Source organism: Actinomadura verrucosospora, from assembly GCF_039540335.1.
GTDB lineage: Bacteria > Actinomycetota > Actinomycetes > Streptosporangiales > Streptosporangiaceae > Spirillospora > Spirillospora verrucosospora.
Genome location: NZ_BAABEV010000035.1, coordinates 63,414 through 80,568, shown reverse-complemented (window position 1 = coordinate 80,568; position 17,155 = coordinate 63,414). Strand labels below are relative to the sequence as shown.

Annotated in this window: 15 protein-coding genes and 1 riboswitch; of the genes, 7 read left to right on the top strand and 8 right to left on the bottom strand. The window is 73.9% G+C overall.

What is annotated here, in order from left to right; genetic code table 11:
- The first annotated feature begins 46 nt into the window (after window positions 1–46).
- Complete coding sequence (hpnH, locus tag ABD944_RS30375) at window positions 47–1,051, top strand: adenosyl-hopene transferase HpnH (protein ID WP_345182663.1); 1,005 nt, start codon at window positions 47–49, stop codon at window positions 1,049–1,051.
- A gap of 69 nt (window positions 1,052–1,120) precedes the next feature.
- Here hpnH and ABD944_RS30370 read toward each other — a convergent pair whose 3' ends face one another.
- Window positions 1,121–1,855 (bottom strand): NlpC/P60 family protein, encoded by a 735-nt coding sequence (locus ABD944_RS30370; protein WP_345182662.1) that lies wholly within the window; start codon window positions 1,853–1,855, stop codon window positions 1,121–1,123.
- Between the two features lie 9 nt (window positions 1,856–1,864).
- A riboswitch (cyclic di-AMP (ydaO/yuaA leader) is annotated at window positions 1,865–2,002 on the bottom strand.
- A gap of 343 nt (window positions 2,003–2,345) precedes the next feature.
- On the opposite strand from ABD944_RS30370, the gene ABD944_RS30365 reads away from it, so the two are divergent.
- The gene (locus ABD944_RS30365; protein ID WP_345182661.1) at window positions 2,346–3,821 is read left to right on the top strand and encodes an MFS transporter; all 1,476 of its coding nucleotides are present in this window, start codon (window positions 2,346–2,348) and stop codon (window positions 3,819–3,821) included.
- Window positions 3,822–4,042: 221 nt separating this feature from the next.
- Here the strand turns inward: ABD944_RS30365 and ABD944_RS30360 are convergent, their stop codons facing one another.
- A complete protein-coding gene (locus ABD944_RS30360; protein WP_345182659.1) occupies window positions 4,043–5,080 on the bottom strand; it encodes a cobalamin-independent methionine synthase II family protein in 1,038 nt (345 codons plus the stop codon).
- 134 nt (window positions 5,081–5,214) lie between these two features.
- Between ABD944_RS30360 and ABD944_RS30355 the strand changes: the two genes are divergently transcribed.
- Entirely contained in the window at window positions 5,215–6,795 is a 1,581-nt protein-coding gene (locus ABD944_RS30355; protein ID WP_345182658.1) for a bis-aminopropyl spermidine synthase family protein, read from the top strand.
- A gap of 11 nt (window positions 6,796–6,806) precedes the next feature.
- On the opposite strand, the gene ABD944_RS30350 is transcribed toward ABD944_RS30355, so the two are convergent.
- From ABD944_RS30350 to ABD944_RS30325, 6 genes are read right to left on the bottom strand one after another with little or no spacing between them, the layout of a single operon-like run.
- A complete protein-coding gene (locus ABD944_RS30350) occupies window positions 6,807–7,844 on the bottom strand; it encodes a threonine aldolase family protein (protein WP_345182657.1) in 1,038 nt (345 codons plus the stop codon).
- A gap of 9 nt (window positions 7,845–7,853) precedes the next feature.
- The gene (locus ABD944_RS30345; protein ID WP_345182656.1) at window positions 7,854–8,600 is read right to left on the bottom strand and encodes an SDR family NAD(P)-dependent oxidoreductase; all 747 of its coding nucleotides are present in this window, start codon (window positions 8,598–8,600) and stop codon (window positions 7,854–7,856) included.
- Window positions 8,601–8,613: 13 nt separating this feature from the next.
- Window positions 8,614–9,339, bottom strand: a complete 726-nt coding sequence (locus ABD944_RS30340) for an MBL fold metallo-hydrolase (RefSeq protein ID WP_345182655.1) — start codon at window positions 9,337–9,339, stop codon at window positions 8,614–8,616.
- On the bottom strand, window positions 9,329–10,267 hold the full coding sequence (locus ABD944_RS30335) for a succinylglutamate desuccinylase/aspartoacylase family protein (RefSeq protein WP_345182654.1): 939 nt from the start codon (window positions 10,265–10,267) through the stop codon (window positions 9,329–9,331). The genes ABD944_RS30340 and ABD944_RS30335 overlap by 11 nt, the downstream gene beginning before the upstream one ends.
- 21 nt (window positions 10,268–10,288) lie before the next feature.
- Window positions 10,289–11,389, bottom strand: a complete 1,101-nt coding sequence (locus tag ABD944_RS30330; protein WP_345182653.1) for an alanine racemase — start codon at window positions 11,387–11,389, stop codon at window positions 10,289–10,291.
- Window positions 11,386–12,129 carry an IclR family transcriptional regulator gene (locus ABD944_RS30325; RefSeq protein WP_345182652.1) on the bottom strand — a complete coding sequence of 248 codons (744 nt, stop codon included), beginning with the start codon at window positions 12,127–12,129 and terminating at the stop codon, window positions 11,386–11,388. Before ABD944_RS30325 ends, ABD944_RS30330 begins: the two co-directional genes overlap by 4 nt.
- 110 nt (window positions 12,130–12,239) lie before the next feature.
- Here ABD944_RS30325 and ABD944_RS30320 point away from each other — a divergent pair, with 110 nt between their 5' ends.
- The 4 genes from ABD944_RS30320 to ABD944_RS30305 are packed head-to-tail and all read left to right on the top strand — an operon-like array spanning window position 12,240 to window position 17,153.
- On the top strand, window positions 12,240–13,814 hold the full coding sequence (locus ABD944_RS30320) for an N-acyl-D-amino-acid deacylase family protein (RefSeq protein ID WP_345182651.1): 1,575 nt from the start codon (window positions 12,240–12,242) through the stop codon (window positions 13,812–13,814).
- Window positions 13,815–13,849: 35 nt separating this feature from the next.
- Window positions 13,850–15,199 carry an ABC transporter substrate-binding protein gene (locus ABD944_RS30315; protein WP_345182650.1) on the top strand — a complete coding sequence of 450 codons (1,350 nt, stop codon included), beginning with the start codon at window positions 13,850–13,852 and terminating at the stop codon, window positions 15,197–15,199.
- Between the two features lie 2 nt (window positions 15,200–15,201).
- On the top strand, window positions 15,202–16,269 hold the full coding sequence (locus ABD944_RS30310) for a carbohydrate ABC transporter permease (protein WP_345182648.1): 1,068 nt from the start codon (window positions 15,202–15,204) through the stop codon (window positions 16,267–16,269).
- On the top strand, window positions 16,269–17,153 hold the full coding sequence (locus ABD944_RS30305; RefSeq protein ID WP_345182647.1) for a carbohydrate ABC transporter permease: 885 nt from the start codon (window positions 16,269–16,271) through the stop codon (window positions 17,151–17,153). The genes ABD944_RS30310 and ABD944_RS30305 overlap by 1 nt, the downstream gene beginning before the upstream one ends.
- Window positions 17,154–17,155: the final 2 nt, after the last annotated feature.

Genomic DNA, 17,155 nt, shown 5'->3' with positions numbered 1-17,155 from the left:
CGGGCGGGACCGCCGAGTTCACCCTGCACGAGGAGGTCCCGACACCATGAGCATGCCGCTCCGCCAGAGCCTTCGCATCGGAAGCTACATCCTCCGCAACAAGCTGCGCGGCCGGGAGAAGTTCCCGCTCATCGTCGAGCTGGAGCCCCTGTTCGCCTGCAACCTCGCCTGCGCCGGCTGCGGGAAGATCCAGCACCCGCACGACGTGCTGAGGAAGCGGATGCCGGTCGAGCAGGCCCTCGCCGCCATCGAGGAGTGCGGCGCGCCGATGGTCTCCATCGCGGGCGGCGAGCCGCTGATGCACCCGCAGATCGACGAGCTGGTGAACGAGCTCGTCCGCCGCAGGAAGTACGTCTTCCTGTGCACGAACGCGCTGCTCATCCCCAAGAAGATCGACAAGTTCGCGCCCTCGCCGTACTTCGCGTGGGCGGTGCACATCGACGGGCTGCGGGAACGCCACGACGCGTCCGTGTGCAAGGAGGGTGTCTTCGACGACGCCGTCGCGGCCGTCAGGGAGTGCAAGCGGCGGGGGTTCCGCGTCACCACCAACACGACGATCTTCAACACGGACACGCCGCAGACCGTCATCGACGTCATGAACTACCTCAACGACGACCTCCGGGTCGACGAGATGATGATCTCGCCGGGCTACGCCTACGACAAGGCGCCCGACCAGGACCACTTCCTCGGCGTCCAGGAGACGCGGGAGCTGTTCCGCAAGGCGTTCGGGGACGGCAACCGCAAGCGGTGGCGCTTCAACCACTCGCCCCTGTTCCTGGACTTCCTGGAAGGCAAGGTCGACTTCCCCTGCACGGCCTGGGCGATCCCGTCCTACTCCCTCTTCGGCTGGCAGCGTCCCTGCTACCTGATGTCGGACGGCTACGCGCAGACCTACCAGGAACTCCTGGACGAGACCGACTGGGAGTCCTACGGAAGGGGACGCGACTCCCGCTGCGCCAACTGCATGGCCCACTGCGGCTACGAACCCACGGCCGTCTTCTCGACCCTCGGCTCCCTGAAGGAGTCCTTGCGGGCCGTCCGCTCGGTCTGACCCCTCTCTCTCCAAGCCCGTTCCGCCCGGCACCGGCGTCCCGCCGATGCCGGGCGTCTTCAGGGACGCCTACGTGAGGGACGTCGGCCGGTACGCCTTGTACTCGTCGCCCGAGGAGAGCCCGTAGTCGAGCTCGCGGTGGTCGGTTCCGTACCGGCCGCGCTGCTCGTAGGCCCAGTACGACGAGTGCTCCTTGTCGGCCCACTTCTCGAAGATGACGACGTGCCGGGTGGTGTTGCTGCCGAGGGCGTCCATGACGAGGTCGCCCTTCTTCAGCTCGGACATCGCGATTCGCTCGGTGTACCGCGACGAGGTGAGGCCGACGGTGTTCGTCCCGGGCTTGGGCAGCCCCAGCGCCATGGACACGTATCCCGAGCAGTCGGTGCGGTAGCCGTTGTGCGTGCTGGTCTGGCTGTAGGGGACCCGCCGGCCGGTGTGCGGATGCCAGGTCCTGGCCCGCGCGATGACCTTGGACCGCGCGTCCGACTTCGGCGCGGCGGCCTGCTTCCGCGGCTCGGCCTTCGCCGACGACTCGGTCTTCGCCGAGGGCTCGGCCTTCGCCGGGGCCTTGAACTCCTTCTGGACCTGGGCCTGCGCTCTGACCTGCTCCTGCGGCGTCGCCTGCCGCGGCGCGGTCCGCTGCTGCGGCACGGTCTGGACGGCGGCGACGGTTTCGGTGGACGCGTGCTGCAGGGTCGTCGGCATGGCCGCCGTCGCGCCGAAGACGGCGAGGCCCGTCAGCGTGACGGTGACCCAGGGGCCGGGCCGCAGAACGCGCGGCCGGTCGAGGTGCTTGCCTTTCAAGGGGGGCTCCTTGCTTCCATGTGCCGCCTACCGGGTTAGCTGACGGGTTCGGACGTGGAAGTCGCCCTACGGCCTGACAGGCCGATTCACCCCAGTTCGGGTTGGGTCCCCGGCTCCGCGCCACGGCGGACTCGGCGGGTGCCGCTGAGAGACAGCGGCGCTGACGATGTGGGGCCCGATCGATGAGGGATCTCGGGCCTTGTCGCGCGGGGACGGCACCCCGCCCCACCGCGCTCGGAAACCCCGCGGTGGGACAAAACGCCTGGAAGGCGTCTTGAAGGGGCAAAGCTACTGAAATCACCAAGAGACGGCAAGGTCGCGGGCGATGATTCCGCAGCTCAGTGCCGTGCCGACCCGGCACCCCGGCCGTCGCCTGCCGCCGTTGTGGGCGTGCCGGGGAGGCGATCCGGGCCCGATGCGCCTCTAGACGGAGGAGAAACCTCCAGTTAGTATCCGGAGGAGAACCCTTCACTTAGAGGAGGTGGGTTCCATGACCGCCATCCCGGCGCGCACCGCGTCCGGTCCGTCCGCGGCCGTCCCGAACCGGCGCTGGGCGGCGCTGGTCGTCATCGCCGTCGCGCAGCTGATGATCGCGCTCGACGCCACCATCGTGAACATCGCGCTGCCGACGGCCCAGCACGCGCTCGGCTTCGGCGACGCCGACCGGCAGTGGGTGATCACCGCGTACACCCTGTCCTTCGCCGGGCTGCTCCTGCTCGGCGGCCGGATCGCCGACCTGGTCGGGCGGCGCCGCAGCTTCCTGGCCGGGCTGGCCGGGTTCGCCGTCGCCTCGATGATCGCCGGGGCCGCGCCCGGCTTCGGGGTCCTCGTGGTCGGGCGCGCCCTGCAGGGGGCGTTCGCCGCGCTGCTCGCGCCCACCGCCCTGTCGCTGCTGGCGGTGACGTTCACCGAGCCCAGGGAGCGCGCGAAGGCGTTCGGCGTCTACGGCGCCGTGGCGAGCAGCGGCGCGGCGGTCGGGCTGCTGCTCGGCGGCGCGCTGACCCAGTACGCCGACTGGCGCTGGTGCCTCTACGTCAACGTCGCCATCGCCGCGGCCGCGTCGGTGGCGGGACGGATCGTCCTTCCCGCGCCGCCGGCGTTCCCCGGGGCGCGCGTCGACTGGATCTCCGCCGTCCTCGTCACCGGCGGCCTGGCGGCCGTCGTGTACGGCGCGGGCGAGGCCGCCCCGCACGGCTGGGACGCCTGGCGGACCACCGCGCCGCTCGCGGTCGGCGGCCTGGCGCTCGCCCTGTTCGCCGTGCGCCAGGCCAGGCACGCCGCGCCGCTGCTGCCGCTGCGGATCCTCGCCGACCGGGGCCGGGCCGGCGCCTACCTCGCGGTGGCCACCGCGGTCGTCGGCGCCTTCGGGGTCTTCCTCACGCTCACCTACTACCTCCAGGTGGTCGCGCACTTCTCCCCGATGCGCACCGGGCTGGCGTTCCTGCCGATGGCCGTCGCGAACTCCGCGAGCGGCTACCTCGTCGGCGCCCGGCTCACCCGGCGGGTGCCCGCCCGGCTGCTGATCTCCGCCGGCCTGCTCATCGCCGCGGCCGGGCTGGCCGCCCTGACCCGGCTCGACGCGGGCAGCGGCTACGCCACCGCCGTCGTCCCGGTCGAGGTCCTGCTCGGGATCGGCATGGGCGCCGTGTTCCCGCCGGCGTTCTCACTGGCGACCGCGGGCGTCTCCCCGCGCGAGGCCGGGGTCGCCGCCGCGGTCGTCAACGCCGCGTCGCAGATGGGCGGTTCGATCGGAACCGCCGTCGTCAACACCGTCGCGATCGGCGCGACCGCGGGCTACCTGCGCGAGCACGGTCCGGCCGCCTCGCGGGCGGGGGCCCTCGTGCACGGCTACACCACCGGGGCGACCGTCTCGGCGCTGGCCCTGACCGCCGTGGCCGTCGTGGTGATGCTCCTCATCCGGACCCCGCCCTCCTCGGACGCGACCACCGACCACACCTCCCGGTGACCGCGATGGCCGACCACCGTGCCGGAACGGCCGGGTCGGCGTCGGGGAGGCCGGTGCACGTGGTGAGCCGTCCACGCGCCGCCCGGACGCGGCGCTTGGAGGTGGACGGGCCGCCCCACCCCCGCACCGCCGTCAGCGGACCAGGCCGTCTGCGGCGGCGGCCGCGGGCGTGCCATCGGGTCCGAGGGTGCGAGGGTGTGGCGGCGGAGACGGGCGGCGGGTCAGACGCCGAGTTCGGCGGCGGCGAGGGCGGTGCCCTCCACGCGGGCGGCGATCTTCGCGAAGGCCGTGTCGCGGGACGTGGAGGTGTCGTCGGCGAACGGTGAGAACCCGCAGTCGTCGCAGGTGCCGAGGCGGTCGACGGGGAGGTGGCGGGCCGCGGCGAGGACGCGGTCGCGGATCTCCTCGGGCGTCTCGACGCGGGGGTCGATGGGGTCGACGACGCCGACGAAGACGCGGGCGTCGGCGGGCAGGTGCTCGGCGACGATGGCCAGGATCCGGTCGGGGTCGGGCTCGCTGGCCAGCTGGAGGTAGAAGTTGCCGGCCCTGAGCTGGAACAGCTTGGGCAGCAGCCCCGCGTAGTCGACGTCGAGGCTGTGGGTGGAGTCGAGGTCGCCGCCCGGGCACACATGCACGCCGATCCGGGCGCGCTCGTCGGCGGAGAACCGCTCCAGGACCCGGTTGTTGAGCGCGATGAAGGCGTCCAGCACGCCGCCGCTGGGGTCGAGCTTGAGCGACAGCCGCCCCTCGGTGAAGTCGAGCTGCACCACGTGGGCGCCCGCGTCCAGGCAGGAGCGGATGTCGGCCTCGGCCTCGCTGACCAGGTCGTCGAGGAACATCTCGCGCGGGTAGCCGTCGATGCCGTCGGCCGGGTACAGCAGGCTCAGCGCCGAGGGGGCGATCACGGCCTGCTTGACCGGCGCGGTCGCGTGGCGCTGGGCGGCGCGCAGGTAGTCGACGGCGTGGCCGGTGTAGCGGAACGGGCCCGCCGTCAGCCGCGGGAGCTGCCGCTGGTGCCCGTCGGCGAACGGGATCACCGCGCCGTCGGGGGCCAGGTCGGCCAGGCCCGTGATCGGGTAGGTGGCGAAACTCGGCTTGGACTGCTCACCGTCGGTCACCACCGGTGAGCCGAGCTCCTCCAGCCGGCGGAGGGTCTCGCGCACGGCGCGGTCCTGGGCGGCGGCCAGCTCGGACGGCGAGGCGGTGAGCAGTTCCTGGGGACGCGGGATGCTGCCGATGGGCTCTGTGGGGAGGGGCATACCCCGAGGCTACGCTACTGAAAGTAGCGAGAGAAGCGCTCATCGTGACCAGAGGTGGCCGTGTGAATCTTCGGCGACCTCGGGGCGTCCCCGCGGCGAATCCCCGCGGACCCGCGCGCCGATAGCATGCGCGGATGGCTGATGGGGGAGTGCCGATCGCGGCGGACATGGATCCCCGGCGGATCCACGCCGCGCTGAGCCTGCTGGCGGACCGGCGCTGGCGGACGCTCGGCGAGCTGGTCCGGGAGACGGGCGCGCCGCGGCGCTCGGTGGAGTCGCTGCTGGCCGGGCTCTCGCTGGAGCACGCCGGCGGCGACCGGTTCCGCCTCACCCCGGAGCAGGGCGCCGAGATCGCCGAGTCCCTGCGCACCGGGTACCGTCCGCTCGACCCGGCCGACCCCGTCGGGCACCTGCTCCCCGAGTACGCCGCCGTGGTGGAGCGCGTGGCCGGGCTGATCGAGCGGGCGCCGCGGGCGAGGCACGTCCTCGACCATGTCTCGGCCACGCCGGAGACGGTCGTGCGGCGGGCGCTGCTGCTGGGGGCGCGGTTCTGGCTGCCGGGCACGCGCCTGCTGTGCGTCGGGGACCACGATCTGACCTCGCTGGCCGTCGGGCTCGTCCATCCGGGCGTGCAGACCACCGTCGTGGACGTCGACGAGCGGATCCTGGCCTACATCGGCGCATGCGCCGCCGACCTGGGGCTTGACGTGCGCACCCGCTGGGCCGACCTGAGGCTGGGGCTGCCCGCGTCGGCCGTCGAGTACGCGGATCTGGCGGTGACCGATCCTCCGTACACGCCGGAAGGCGTCGGGCTGTTCGTGGCCCGGGCGGTGCAGGGGCTGCGGGACCAGGGGCAGGGGCGCGTCCTGCTGGCCTACGGGGCGAGCGACCGCACTCCGATGCTCGCGCTGAAGGTCCAGCAGGCGCTGCAGGAGCTGAACCTGGTGAGCGAGGCCGTCTACCCGGACTTCAACAGCTATTTCGGCGCGGAGGCGATCGGTTCGCGCGCCGACCTGTACGTCCTGCGGCCGACCGGCAAGAGCCTGCCGGCCGCCGGGGCCCGCGCCGACCGGTTCGCCACCGCCATCTACACCCAGGGGCCCCAGGCCGTCGAAGCCAGGACGGCGGTGCTGGCGTCGCCCGACGACGTCGCCGACCTGCGGCCGGACGTCCTGGTCGGTGACTGGCCCAAGCAGGTGCTTCCGCAGGTGCCGCGGGTGCGGCTGACGACGTGGCTGGCCAAGCCGTACGCCGCGCGGGTGCGGCGCGCGGCCGTCGCGCTGCCCCCGGGGCTGGAGGGTGCGCTGGTCCGCGTGCTGCTGGCCACGCGCGCCGAGCAGGTCCGGGTGTTCCTCGCAGAACCCCCCGGCGACCTGGCGGACGAGGCCGCGTCGCTGGCTCCCGTGTACGAGCTGACCCGGCGCGGCTCGACCGTGGAGGCGGTGCGCACCCCGTCCGGCACGGACGACCGGGCGCGGCGGATCGTGCGCGCCGTCATGGACCGGGCGCACGGGAAGGTCGCCAACGTCTGGCGCGACGCCCTGATCGACGCGCACGCGGGCCTCACCAAGCGGCAGGCCCGCACGGTCGTGGCCGACGCCGCCCCGTGGGCGCTGGACGTCACCCCGCTCGAACTGCCGCTCCACCGCCTGCGCGAATTGCCCACCGCCGTCAGCGCCTCCCTGGACCTCGTCCCCCCGTCACCGGCCGGCTAGAACCGCCCCGGTCACGCCTCCTTCGACAGCGCTTCGACGGTGCGGGCCGCGGCGGTGCGGAGGTCCGCCTCGGAGTGCCCGAGATGGGTGACGGCGCGCAGGACGGTGGGGTGGTGCGCGTTGGACCACAGCACCCCGTTGGAGCGCAGCCGGGTCCGGGCGTCCTCGCGGTCGAGCCCGAGCGAGGCCAGATCGAGGAAGACGAAGTTGGTGTCGACGCCGGCGGGGTCGACCGGCAGACCGCCCTCGGCGAGCAGGGTGGCGAGGGTGCGGGCGTTGGCGTGGTCGTCGGCCAGCCGCGCGACGTTGTGCCGGAGCGCGTAGCGGGCGGCGCCCGCCAGCACGCCGGCCTGGCGGAGCGACCCTCCGAGCATCTGGCGGATGCGCCGGGCCTGGGCCAGCACCTCGGAGCGTCCGACGAGGGCCGCGCCCGCGGGGCAGCCGAGGCCCTTGGAGAAGCAGACGGCGACGGTCCGCGCCCGCGAGGTGATCCGGGCGGGCGGGACGTCCAGCGCGACGGCGGCGTTGAACAGGCGCGCCCCGTCGATGTGGACGGCGAGGCCCAGCTCGTCGCAGGTGTCGTGGAGGTCGTCCAGGGCGGCGAGCGGCCATGTCCGCCCGCCGGAGACGTTGTGGGTGTCCTCCACGACGGCGAGCGCGGTCCGGGGGCGGTGCTCGGAGTCGCGGACCTGGGCGATCTCGCGGACCTGCGCTCCGGTGAACACCCCGGCCTCGCCCGGCAGGCCGGTGACGACCGCCCCGGCGAGGAAGGCGGGGCCGCCCGCCTCGTAGCGGAACATGTGGCTGTGCCGCTCCCCGACGATCTCCTGGCCGCGCTGCACCTGGCACAGCATCGCGATCTGGTTGGCCATCGTCGCCGAGGGGACGAACACCGCCGCCTCCTGGCCGAGCAGCCCGGTCAGCTCGTCCTCCAGCGCGAGGACGGTGGGGTCCTCGCGCTCCTGCTCGTCGCCGAGCGGGGCGGCGGTCATCGCGCGCAGCATGCCCTCGGTGGGCAGCGTCATCACGTCCGAGCGAAGATCGATCATGGTGGGCCCCTATCCGGCGAGGTATCCGCCGTCGACGACGATCTGGGTGCCGGAGACGAACGAGGCCCCCGGCGAGCAGAGGAACGCGACCACGTCCGCGATCTCCTCGGGGCGTCCGCGGCGGCCGAGCGGCGGCAGGCCCGCGACGCCCGAGCGCGCCCGGTCCTTCTCGACGAGCTCGACGAGCCGGTCGCTGCCCGGGGTGCTGATGTCGCCCGGGTCGACCTGGACGACCCGGACGCCGGACGGCCCGAGCTCCATGGCGAGCGCGCGGGTCAGCCCGGTCATCGCCGACTTGCTGACGGTGTAGGCGGAGGCATCGAGCTGGCCCCGGTGGGCGGCGATGGACCCGATGTTGACGATGGTCCCGCCGCCCGCCGCGACCATGTGCCGCGCGGCCTCGCGGGCGCAGACGAACGGCCCGACGGTGTTGACCGCGAGGATGCGCGCGAGCAGGTCGTCGGAGGTGTCGAGCAGGGGCGCCTTGGCCGGGACGCCGGTCACGGCCGCGCAGTTGACCAGGATCTCCGGGGGCCCGTGCGCGGCGGCGACCTCCGCGACGGCGGCGCTGATCGCGGCCGGGTCGCCCGCGTCGACCGCCATGACCTCAGCGGCGGACCCCAGCTCGGCGCGGGCCCGTCCGGCGGCGGGCCCGGCCTCGAAGACGACGACGGTCCGGCCGGGGGCGGCGAGCCGCCGCGTGATGGCGGAGCCGATCCCGCCCCCTCCGCCGGTGACGATGACGCTTGTGCTCATGGGGTTCCTCGGGTCAGTGGAAGGAGCCGGGCAGCCGGCCCAGTTCGAAGGCGGACAGGGCCTGCTCGATGTGCCAGGTCGCGTCCGACATGACCGGTGTGCCGTGGCCGGGCAGCAGGACGTCGGGTCGCGCGTCGCGGAGCCGTTCGAGGGACCGCCGCAGCGCCTGGACGTCGGCGTCCGCGGCGCCCGGCAGCACGATCCGGCCGCGGCTGAAGAGAAGGTCGCCGGTGCAGGCGTACGTCGTGCCGCCCGCGGTGAACAGCCAGGCCGTGTGGTCGGCGCTGTGCCCCGGCGTGGGCAGGGCCCGGAGCGGGCCCTGCTCCAGGCCGGCCTCGGCGGGCGTCAGCACGCCGGGGCAGGACGCGAACCGGTAGCCGGCCGGGTAGATCCCGGCGCGCAGCGCGGCGGTGAGGCCCAGTGGCCCGGGGTCGGCGTCGCGGACCAGCTTCGCCGTCAGCGCGCCGGCGACGATCGTGGCGCCCAGCGCGGCGAGCCCGGCGGCGCCGCCCGCGTGGTCGGCGTGCGCGTGCGTGACCACCGCGCCGCGCAGCGGAAGCTCTCCGCGGGCCTCCTCGACGCGCGCGAGCAGCACCCGCTGGTCGAGCCCGCTTCCCGTGTCGGCCAGCCAGGCCCCGTCGTCGCCGCGCAGCAGGTAGACGTTGCCGTCGTAGGCGTTGCTGAGCCCCGGGCCGAGCCGTCCGCCGCCGACCAGGTCGACGGCCGCGTCAAGCCGCACGGCCGTCCTCCCCGGCGATGATCGCGGCGACCTCGCCGGGCGCGGCCCGCAGGTCGTGGCGCAGCATCATGACGACGCCGGACGCGTCGGCCCGCACCTCCTCCACCCGCCGCCCGCCGTCGTCGTACACGGCGCCGATCGTCTGGCCCGCGTCCACGGCGTCCCCGGCGGCGACGGAGGAGACGAAGGCCCCCGCGGCGCCGAACAGCACGCCGGTGTCGGTGTTGCCGTCCCCGCCCGTCACGACGACCTGCCGTCCGGGCGGCGGGCCGGCGAGGGAGACGGGCTCGACCGCGCCCGCGACCTCCAGGAGGCGCAGCACCCCCTGCGCGTACCGGTCGATGTCGGCCTCGCGGAGAGCGCCGCCCCCGCCGCTCTCGAAGTAGGCCCAGGGCTTGCCGAGGGCGTCGGCGCGGCTGACGGACCGGCCCGGCGCGACCGACGCGTGCGCCCACAGGTAGGGGAAGGGCGTCGCGCGGGCGGCGTCCAGCAGCGGCCGGCCCCCGAGCGTCCTGTTCGCGCCGAACCCGCACATCGGGGGCATCCGGTAGCGGCGCCCGGCGGAGTGCAGGTCGATCAGCAGGTCGCACGGGTCGATGAGCGCGGCGGCGATCGTGTGGGCGATGCGCTCGCTGAGCCCGCCGCCGGGGTCGCCGGGGAAGAGCCGCGCGAGGTTGGCGCCGCCGTCGCCGTGCCGGGTCCCCGCCGCGAGGGCGGGCGGGTTGGCGCGGGGCAGCACCGTCACCGTCCCGCGGACCGGCGCCGCGGCGAGCAGGTCCGCGACGCGGTACGCCGCGAGGACGCCTTCCAGCTCGTCGCCGTGCACCCCGCCGAGCACGGTCACCGCGGGGCCGCCGCCGTCACCGAACCGGACGGTCTCCAGTTCGAGGTCCGGGCCGGCCCGGAGGCGCCCTGTCACCGCTGTCATCGTGTGCGTCCCTTCGTCCGGTCAGCGCCTGCGCGCCTGGATGGGCCAGGTGTCCGCGAAGGACGTCCCGTCGTGCACCTCGTACCGGCCGAACAGGTTCGCCGCGGTGCAGGCGTGGTTGGGGATCACCGCGACGCGGTCGCCCGGCGCCAGGCCGTGCGGTTCCGCCGATCCGGCGAGCCCGTGCTCCTCGTAGAGCTTCTCGACGACGATGCCCGGATGGCCGTCCACCAGGCCGAAGCCCGGTGTCAGCGCGGTCATCCGCTCGGCGGGCAGGCTCTTGGCCCCCGCGTCCAGGACCAGCCGGTCCGGCGCCGGGACGTCCACCACCGTGCTGATCACGGCGAGCGCGCACTCGGCCGCGTCCGGGCCGCCGAGCGCGACCTGGGTGGCGTCGTAGAAGACGTAGTTGCCGTACCGGTGCTCGTGCGCGCGGCCGGACTCCAGCCGGGCCAGCGGGGTGACGCCGACGCTGTGGACGGGGGCCTCGATCCCGCGTCCGGCCAGCGCCGCGCCCGTGCTCTCCAGCGCCTCGTCCTGCTGGTCGCGGACCGCGGCCAGCCCGGCGGCGTCGGTGGCGCCGTAGGCGTGCCCGGCGAACGTCATCAGGCCGCGGAGCCGGACCCGCCCGCCGAACGGCGCGGCCGCGACGGACTCGGCGGTGGGCGGGCCGGGGGCGGTGCCGAGCCGGCGCGTCCCGGAGTCGACCTCCCAGTAGACGTCGAACTCCGCGCCGGTCGCGGCGAGCGCGGCGACGTGCTCGGGGCGCGAGCAGGTGACGGCGACCCGGCCGCGCCCGGTGAGCGCGGTGAGGGCGCGGACGCGCTCGCCCGGGACGGGCGGGTACGCGACGAGCACGGACGGGAAGCCCGCGTCGAAGGCCAGCGCGGCCTCGGCGACGGTCGCCACGGTCGCCCGGGCGGCCCCCGCCGCGACCTGGGCCCGCGCGATCTCCAGGCACTTGTGGGTCTTGAGGTGGGGTGTGGAGTGCCCGCCGCGGCCCGTGACCCGGTCGGCCATCTCGCGGATGTTGGCCATGAGCCGGGAGTGGCGCAGCGCCAGGAAGGGCGTCGGCGGCCCGTCCCCGGCGCAGAGCGCGGCCCAGCCGTCGCCGCCGGTCACCGGGGCACCTCCGGCAGCGTGGCCTTGCCGGTGATCTCGCGTGCCAGTTCGGCCACGGCGCGTCCCATCTCGCGTTCCAGCTCGGGCGACATCCGCTCGACCGAGACGATCAGGCTGAGCGCGGCCACCGGCTCGCCCTGCCGGCCGAGCGCCGACGCGACGCCGGCGATGCCGTCGAAGAACTCGCCCCGGTCCACCGAGTAACCGCGCGTCGCGGACTGCTCGACGTCGTCGGCGATCCTGGCGCGGACCTCGTCCGGCAGCGCCGACCACCGGGGGCCGGCGCACAGCTCCCGCCACCGGGCGGCGTCGAGCCGGGCCAGCACGGCCCGCCCGGCGGCGCCCTCCCAGATCGGGGCGGTGCTGCCGAGCCGGGCGCTCGGGGCGAACGGGATGCTGCTGTCGGTGCGTTCGACGTAGACCATCTCGTCGCCGTTGGGGACCGAGAACGCGGTCGCGGCGTCGAACCGGCGGCCGAGCGGGGCCAGCGCCGCCATGGCGTCCCGGCGCATGTTGCGGTGGGAGAGCCGGATCGCGGCCAGCCGGAGCGGCAGCTCCCCGATCTGCCAGTTGCCGTCGGGGTCGCGCTCCAGCATGCCGATCTCGGCGAGCCCGCTCAGCAGGCGGTGCGCCGAACTCTTGCTCAGCCCCGCCCGCTCGGCGCATTCGGCCAGGCCGAGGACGGGTTCCTCCTGACTGAACGCGGCGAGCAGAGCACCGACGCGATCGACCACTTGCACCACGAACGCCTCCAGGAATGCCTTGACCGGGGACTGGCAGCGAGATTAGGTTGCCACAACATCCCATCACGTGGAATGCCAAACCACAGAATGGAACGCAGAGGACAGTGGTGAAGATCATCCGAGGGGGGCGCGTCGTCGACCCGGGCACCGGGACCGACGCGGTGCTCGACCTGCTCATCGAGGGCGAGCGGGTGACGGCGCTGGCGGCGCGGATCGCGCCGCCGGCCGGCGCGACGGTGATCGACGCCTCCGGGCTGGTCGTCCTGCCGGGCTTCGTCGACATGCACACGCACAGCGACTTCACGCTCCAGCACGACCCCGGCGCCCCGGCGCGCCTGCACCAGGGCGTCACCACCGACGTCACCGGGAACTGCGGCTTCTCCCCGTTCCCGCTGCCCCGGACCAGCAGGGGCTTCGGCTCCTTCTTCAGCTCCCGGCTGGACCCGGGCTTCCCGGACCTCGACGCCTACGCCGCCCACCTGGAGTCGCTCGGGACGGCGGTCAACGTCGCCCCGCTCGTCGGCCTCGGCGCCGTCCGCGAGCACGTCGCGGGCTCCGACCCCCGGCCGCCGTCGGACGAGGCCGTCGCCGCGATGCGCCGCCTCGTCGCCGACGGCCTCGACCAGGGGGCGTTCGGCGTCTCCAGCGGCCTGGTCTACACGCCCGGGCGGTTCGCCGCCGCCGACGAGCTGCGGCGGGTCATCGCGCCGCTGCGCGGGTCGGGCCGCTTCTACGCCACCCACCTGCGGGACGAGCGGGACGGCCTGATCGCGTCCGTGGCCGAGGCGATCTCGACCGCCGAGCGGGCGGGCGTCGACCTGCAGATCTCCCACCACAAGGCGCTCGGCAAGGCCAACTGGGGGCGGACGGAGCAGACGCTCGCGATGGTCGACGAGGCCAACGCCCGCGGCGCCGTCGAGGTCGCCGTCGACTACTACCCCTACACCTCCGGCAGCACGGGGGTCTCCAGCCTGCTGCCGCCCGGCTCGCTGGACGGCGGCTGGCCGCTGCTGCGCACGCGGGCGGGGGAGGGCGCCGAACGGCTCCGCCTGCTGCGCCACCTGGACGGCGCGGCGCAGTTCCGGCCCGACGAGATCATCATCGGCCGCTCCCGGGACCGCCCGGACGCGTCCGGGCGGGCGCTGCCGGACTACGCCGCCGGGCTCGGCCGCGCCCCCGTGGAGGTGCTGCTGGAGCTGATCCTGGCCGAGGGCGAGAGCCTCACCATGATCGTCCCGGCCGCCTCCCGGGACGACCTCGCCCGCGTCTCCGCGCACCCCGCCGCCATGCACGGCAGCGACGGCTGGCTGATGACGGCCGGGCAGGCGCGGCACGAGCACCCCCGCAACCTCGCGAGCACCACCGAGGTGCTGGTCCCCGCGCTCCTCGGGCGGACGCCGCTCGACCGGGCGGTCCGGCACCTGGCCACCGCGCCCGCCCGGCGGCTCCGCCTGGACGGGCGCGGCACCCTGCGTCCCGGCGCGTTCGCCGACATCGCCGTCGCCGACCCCGGACGCGCCGCCGCCTACGAGAGCGGCCGGGGGACGGGGGCGGGCGCGGCTCCGGCACCGGAGCGCGCCTATCCCGACCTCATGCGCTGGGTCTTCGTGAACGGCGAACCCGCCATCGAGAACTCCCGCCCCACCGGTCGGCGCGCAGGCAAGGTCCTGCGCGCGCCATGACCGTCCCCCACGCACCGATTGGAACGGAGCAGACCATGGCACCCAGCAACGCGTCCCCGGCCACCCCGCACGTCAGCAGGCGGTCCTTCCTCCGCGGAACGATGGCGCTCGGCGCCGTCGCCGGGCTCGGCGGCACGGGCCTGCTGACGGCCTGCGGGTCCGGCGGCGGCGACGGCTCGCCGAACGACCTCCAGATGCACCACGACGCCGCGGTCGGCCCGCTGTTCAAGCCGTACGTGGACTACTTCAACACCAACTACGCCCCGCTCAAGCTCGGCACGTCCTACGTCGCGCAGGACTACCTCACCGTGACCAACCAGCAGCTCGCCGGCGGCAACGCGTCCTACGACGTGCTGTTCGCGGACGAGGGCTACCTGGAGTCGTGGTCGAAGAACCAGTGGGTCCGCTCCCTCAAGGACCTGCCCGGCCTGGACAAGCTGGTCGCGAACATGAACCCCGGGGTCGCCGACGCCCTCAAGGGGCCGGACGGCGAGGTCTACGCGCTGCCCTACTTCCAGGGCGCCGAGCTGTTCGCCGTCAACACCGCCCACCTCAAGAAGATCGACGCGTCGGCGCCCGCGACCTGGGACGAGTTCCTGGAGCAGGCGCGCGAGCTCAAGGCCAAGGGGATCAGCCAGACGCCGTACTCGCCGTACTGGATCAAGTACGCGTTCCTCATGTGGCACCAGTTCGCCGCCGAGGTCGCGTCCGAGGGCGGCGGCTCGCTGTTCGATCCGTCCGGGAAGGCGAACCTCGCCGGGAACCCCGTCGCGCGCGCCACCCTGGAGCGCTGGCGGACGCTGTACTCCGAGGGGCTGGTCCCGAAGGACCTGTTCACCACCGACTACGGCGGCGTGACCAACGTCTTCGGCGGCGGCAAGAGCAGCTTCTCGATGCGCTACCAGGCGCAGGTCGTCGGGTGGAAGGACCCGAAGCAGAGCTCGGCGGCGAAGGACATCAAGAACGTGCTGATGCCCGGCAAGACCCGTGAGACGCACGGCTTCGGCGCGTACTGGATGCTCTCGTACAACACCGAGGGCGAGAAGAACGCCGGGACGGTCATCGACTACCTCGGCGGCGCGGGCAAGGACGGCTCCTTCCACGTTCCCAAGAACCTGGTGGCGACCGCGCTCGGCCTCTCCAGCGGCTACAAGAGCGTGGACTCCGACCCGGCCGTGCTCAAGTCGTGGGCGAAGTGGGCGGACGTGGACGCCCTGACCGGCCAGCTCGCCAAGACCGTGCCCCTCGGGCCCGTCACCACCAAGACCTGGTACCCGAAGTTCGCCGACATGGCGTGCGCCGTGCTCCAGGAGGTCGTGCTCGGCAAGAAGTCCTCCGACCAGGGGCTCAAGGAGCTGAGCGACTTCGCGGGCGCGCAGAAGTAGCCGTGTCCCCGACCCAAGGAAGCGAGCCCGCCGCGGACATGACCACCGAGTCCGACCGGCGCCCGGCGGAGCCCCGCCGGCGGCCGGAACGTTCCAGCAAACGTCCACCTCCCACCGCCGCGACCGGCCGCACCGGACGCGGGGGCCGGTCCGGCAGGACGGGCCGCACGGGCTACGGGCGGGGCGAGGCGAGGTTCGGCATGGCCATGGCCATGCCGGCCCTGCTCGTCACGCTGCTGCTGCTCGGCTACCCGCTCGTGTACTCGTTCTGGGTCAGCCTGCACGAGCAGACCCTCGGCAGCCGGGCCCCGGCCCGCTGGGTCGGGTTCGACAACTACACCGCCGTCCTCGGCGACCCCGTCTTCCTGCCCTCGCTCACCCGCACCGTCCTGTTCGCCGCCGCCGTCGTCCTCGGCACCCTGCTGCTCGGCACGGTGTTCGCGCTGGCCCTGAACCAGGACTTCCGGGGCCGGTCCGTGGTCCGGGGCGTGCTGATCCTGCCGTGGTCGCTGTCCCAGATCACGCTGGCGCTCACCTTCGGCTGGATCTTCAACTCCACGTTCGGCCCGCTGAACGGAGCGCTCCAGCAGGCCGGCGTGATCGACAGGTACGTCGCCTGGTTCGCCTCCGGGCGGGTGGCCCTCACCGTGATGGCGGTCGCGTTCGTCTGGAGCCTGGTGCCGTTCGCGACGCTGCTGATCCTGGGCGCGCTGCAGACCGTCCCCGAGGACCTGCACAAGGCCGCGCGGATCGACGGGGCCGGGCCGGTCCGGCGGTTCTTCTTCGTCACCCTGCCCTGGATCCGCGACACCGTGCTGGTGGTGTCCGTGCTCGCCCTGATCAACGCGTTCCTGGCATTCGCGCTGATCTACATCCTCACCGGCGGCGGGCCGGGCACCGAGACGACGCTGCTGTCCTGGTGGGGGTACACCACCGCGTTCCGCGACCTCGACCTCGGCAGGGGCGCGGCGATCTTCTACCTGATGACGCTGGCGATGGTGCTCCTCGCCGCGCTGACCGCGCTCGTCATCCGGGGACCCCGCAGGAACCGCGAAGGGAGGACCGCGTGATGGCCGCCGGAGACCGCGGGCGCACGGCCAGGAAGGTCGCGGTGCGCGCGCTGCGCGCCGGAACCGTCCTGGCGCTGCTGGCATGGGTGCTGCTGCCGTTCTACTTCCTGCTGCTGGTGGCGCTGACGTCCCGGGCCGACTCGCTGCGCACCCCGCCGCGGTGGATCCCCGCCATGCACTTCGGCAGCTTCCGGCAGATCCTCCACTCGGCGTTCAGCTCCGCGCCGCCGAGCAACCCCAGCGACCTGATCGTCCCCGGCATGCAGAACAGCGCCGTGGTCGCGGTCTGCGTCGCCGCCCTCAACATCGTGATCGCCAGTACGGCGGGCTACGCGTTCGCCCGGTTCCGGTTCCCCGGCTCCCGGACGGTCCCGGGCCTGATGCTCGGCAGCCAGCTCGTCCCGGTGTTCGCGCTCGTCGTGCCCTTCTACGTGATGCTCCACTCGCTGGGCCTCACCGACACCCGCGCGGGCGTCGTCATCGCCCACCTCGGGTTCACGGTGCCGTTCTCGGTGTGGATGATGCGGGCCTACTTCAACGGGATCCCCGTCGAGGTGGACCGGGCCGCGATGATCGACGGCTGCACCCGCTGGCAGGTCTTCGCCCGCGTGGTGCTGCCGCTGGCCCGTCCCGGGATCATCAGCGTCGGGCTCTTCTCGTTCATGGTGTCGTGGAACGACTTCCTGTTCGCGCTGGTCCTGAACTCGCGGACGGACGCGATGCTGATCCAGCCGGCCATCTCCGGGCTCTACAACGTGCGCGAGCAGTCCTTCGGCATCATGGCCGCCGGCACCCTGCTGGCCGCCCTCCCCACGATGCTGCTCGCCCTCGTCTCGCAGCGGTTCCTCGTACGCGGCCTGACCTCAGGCGTCGGAAAGGTGTGACG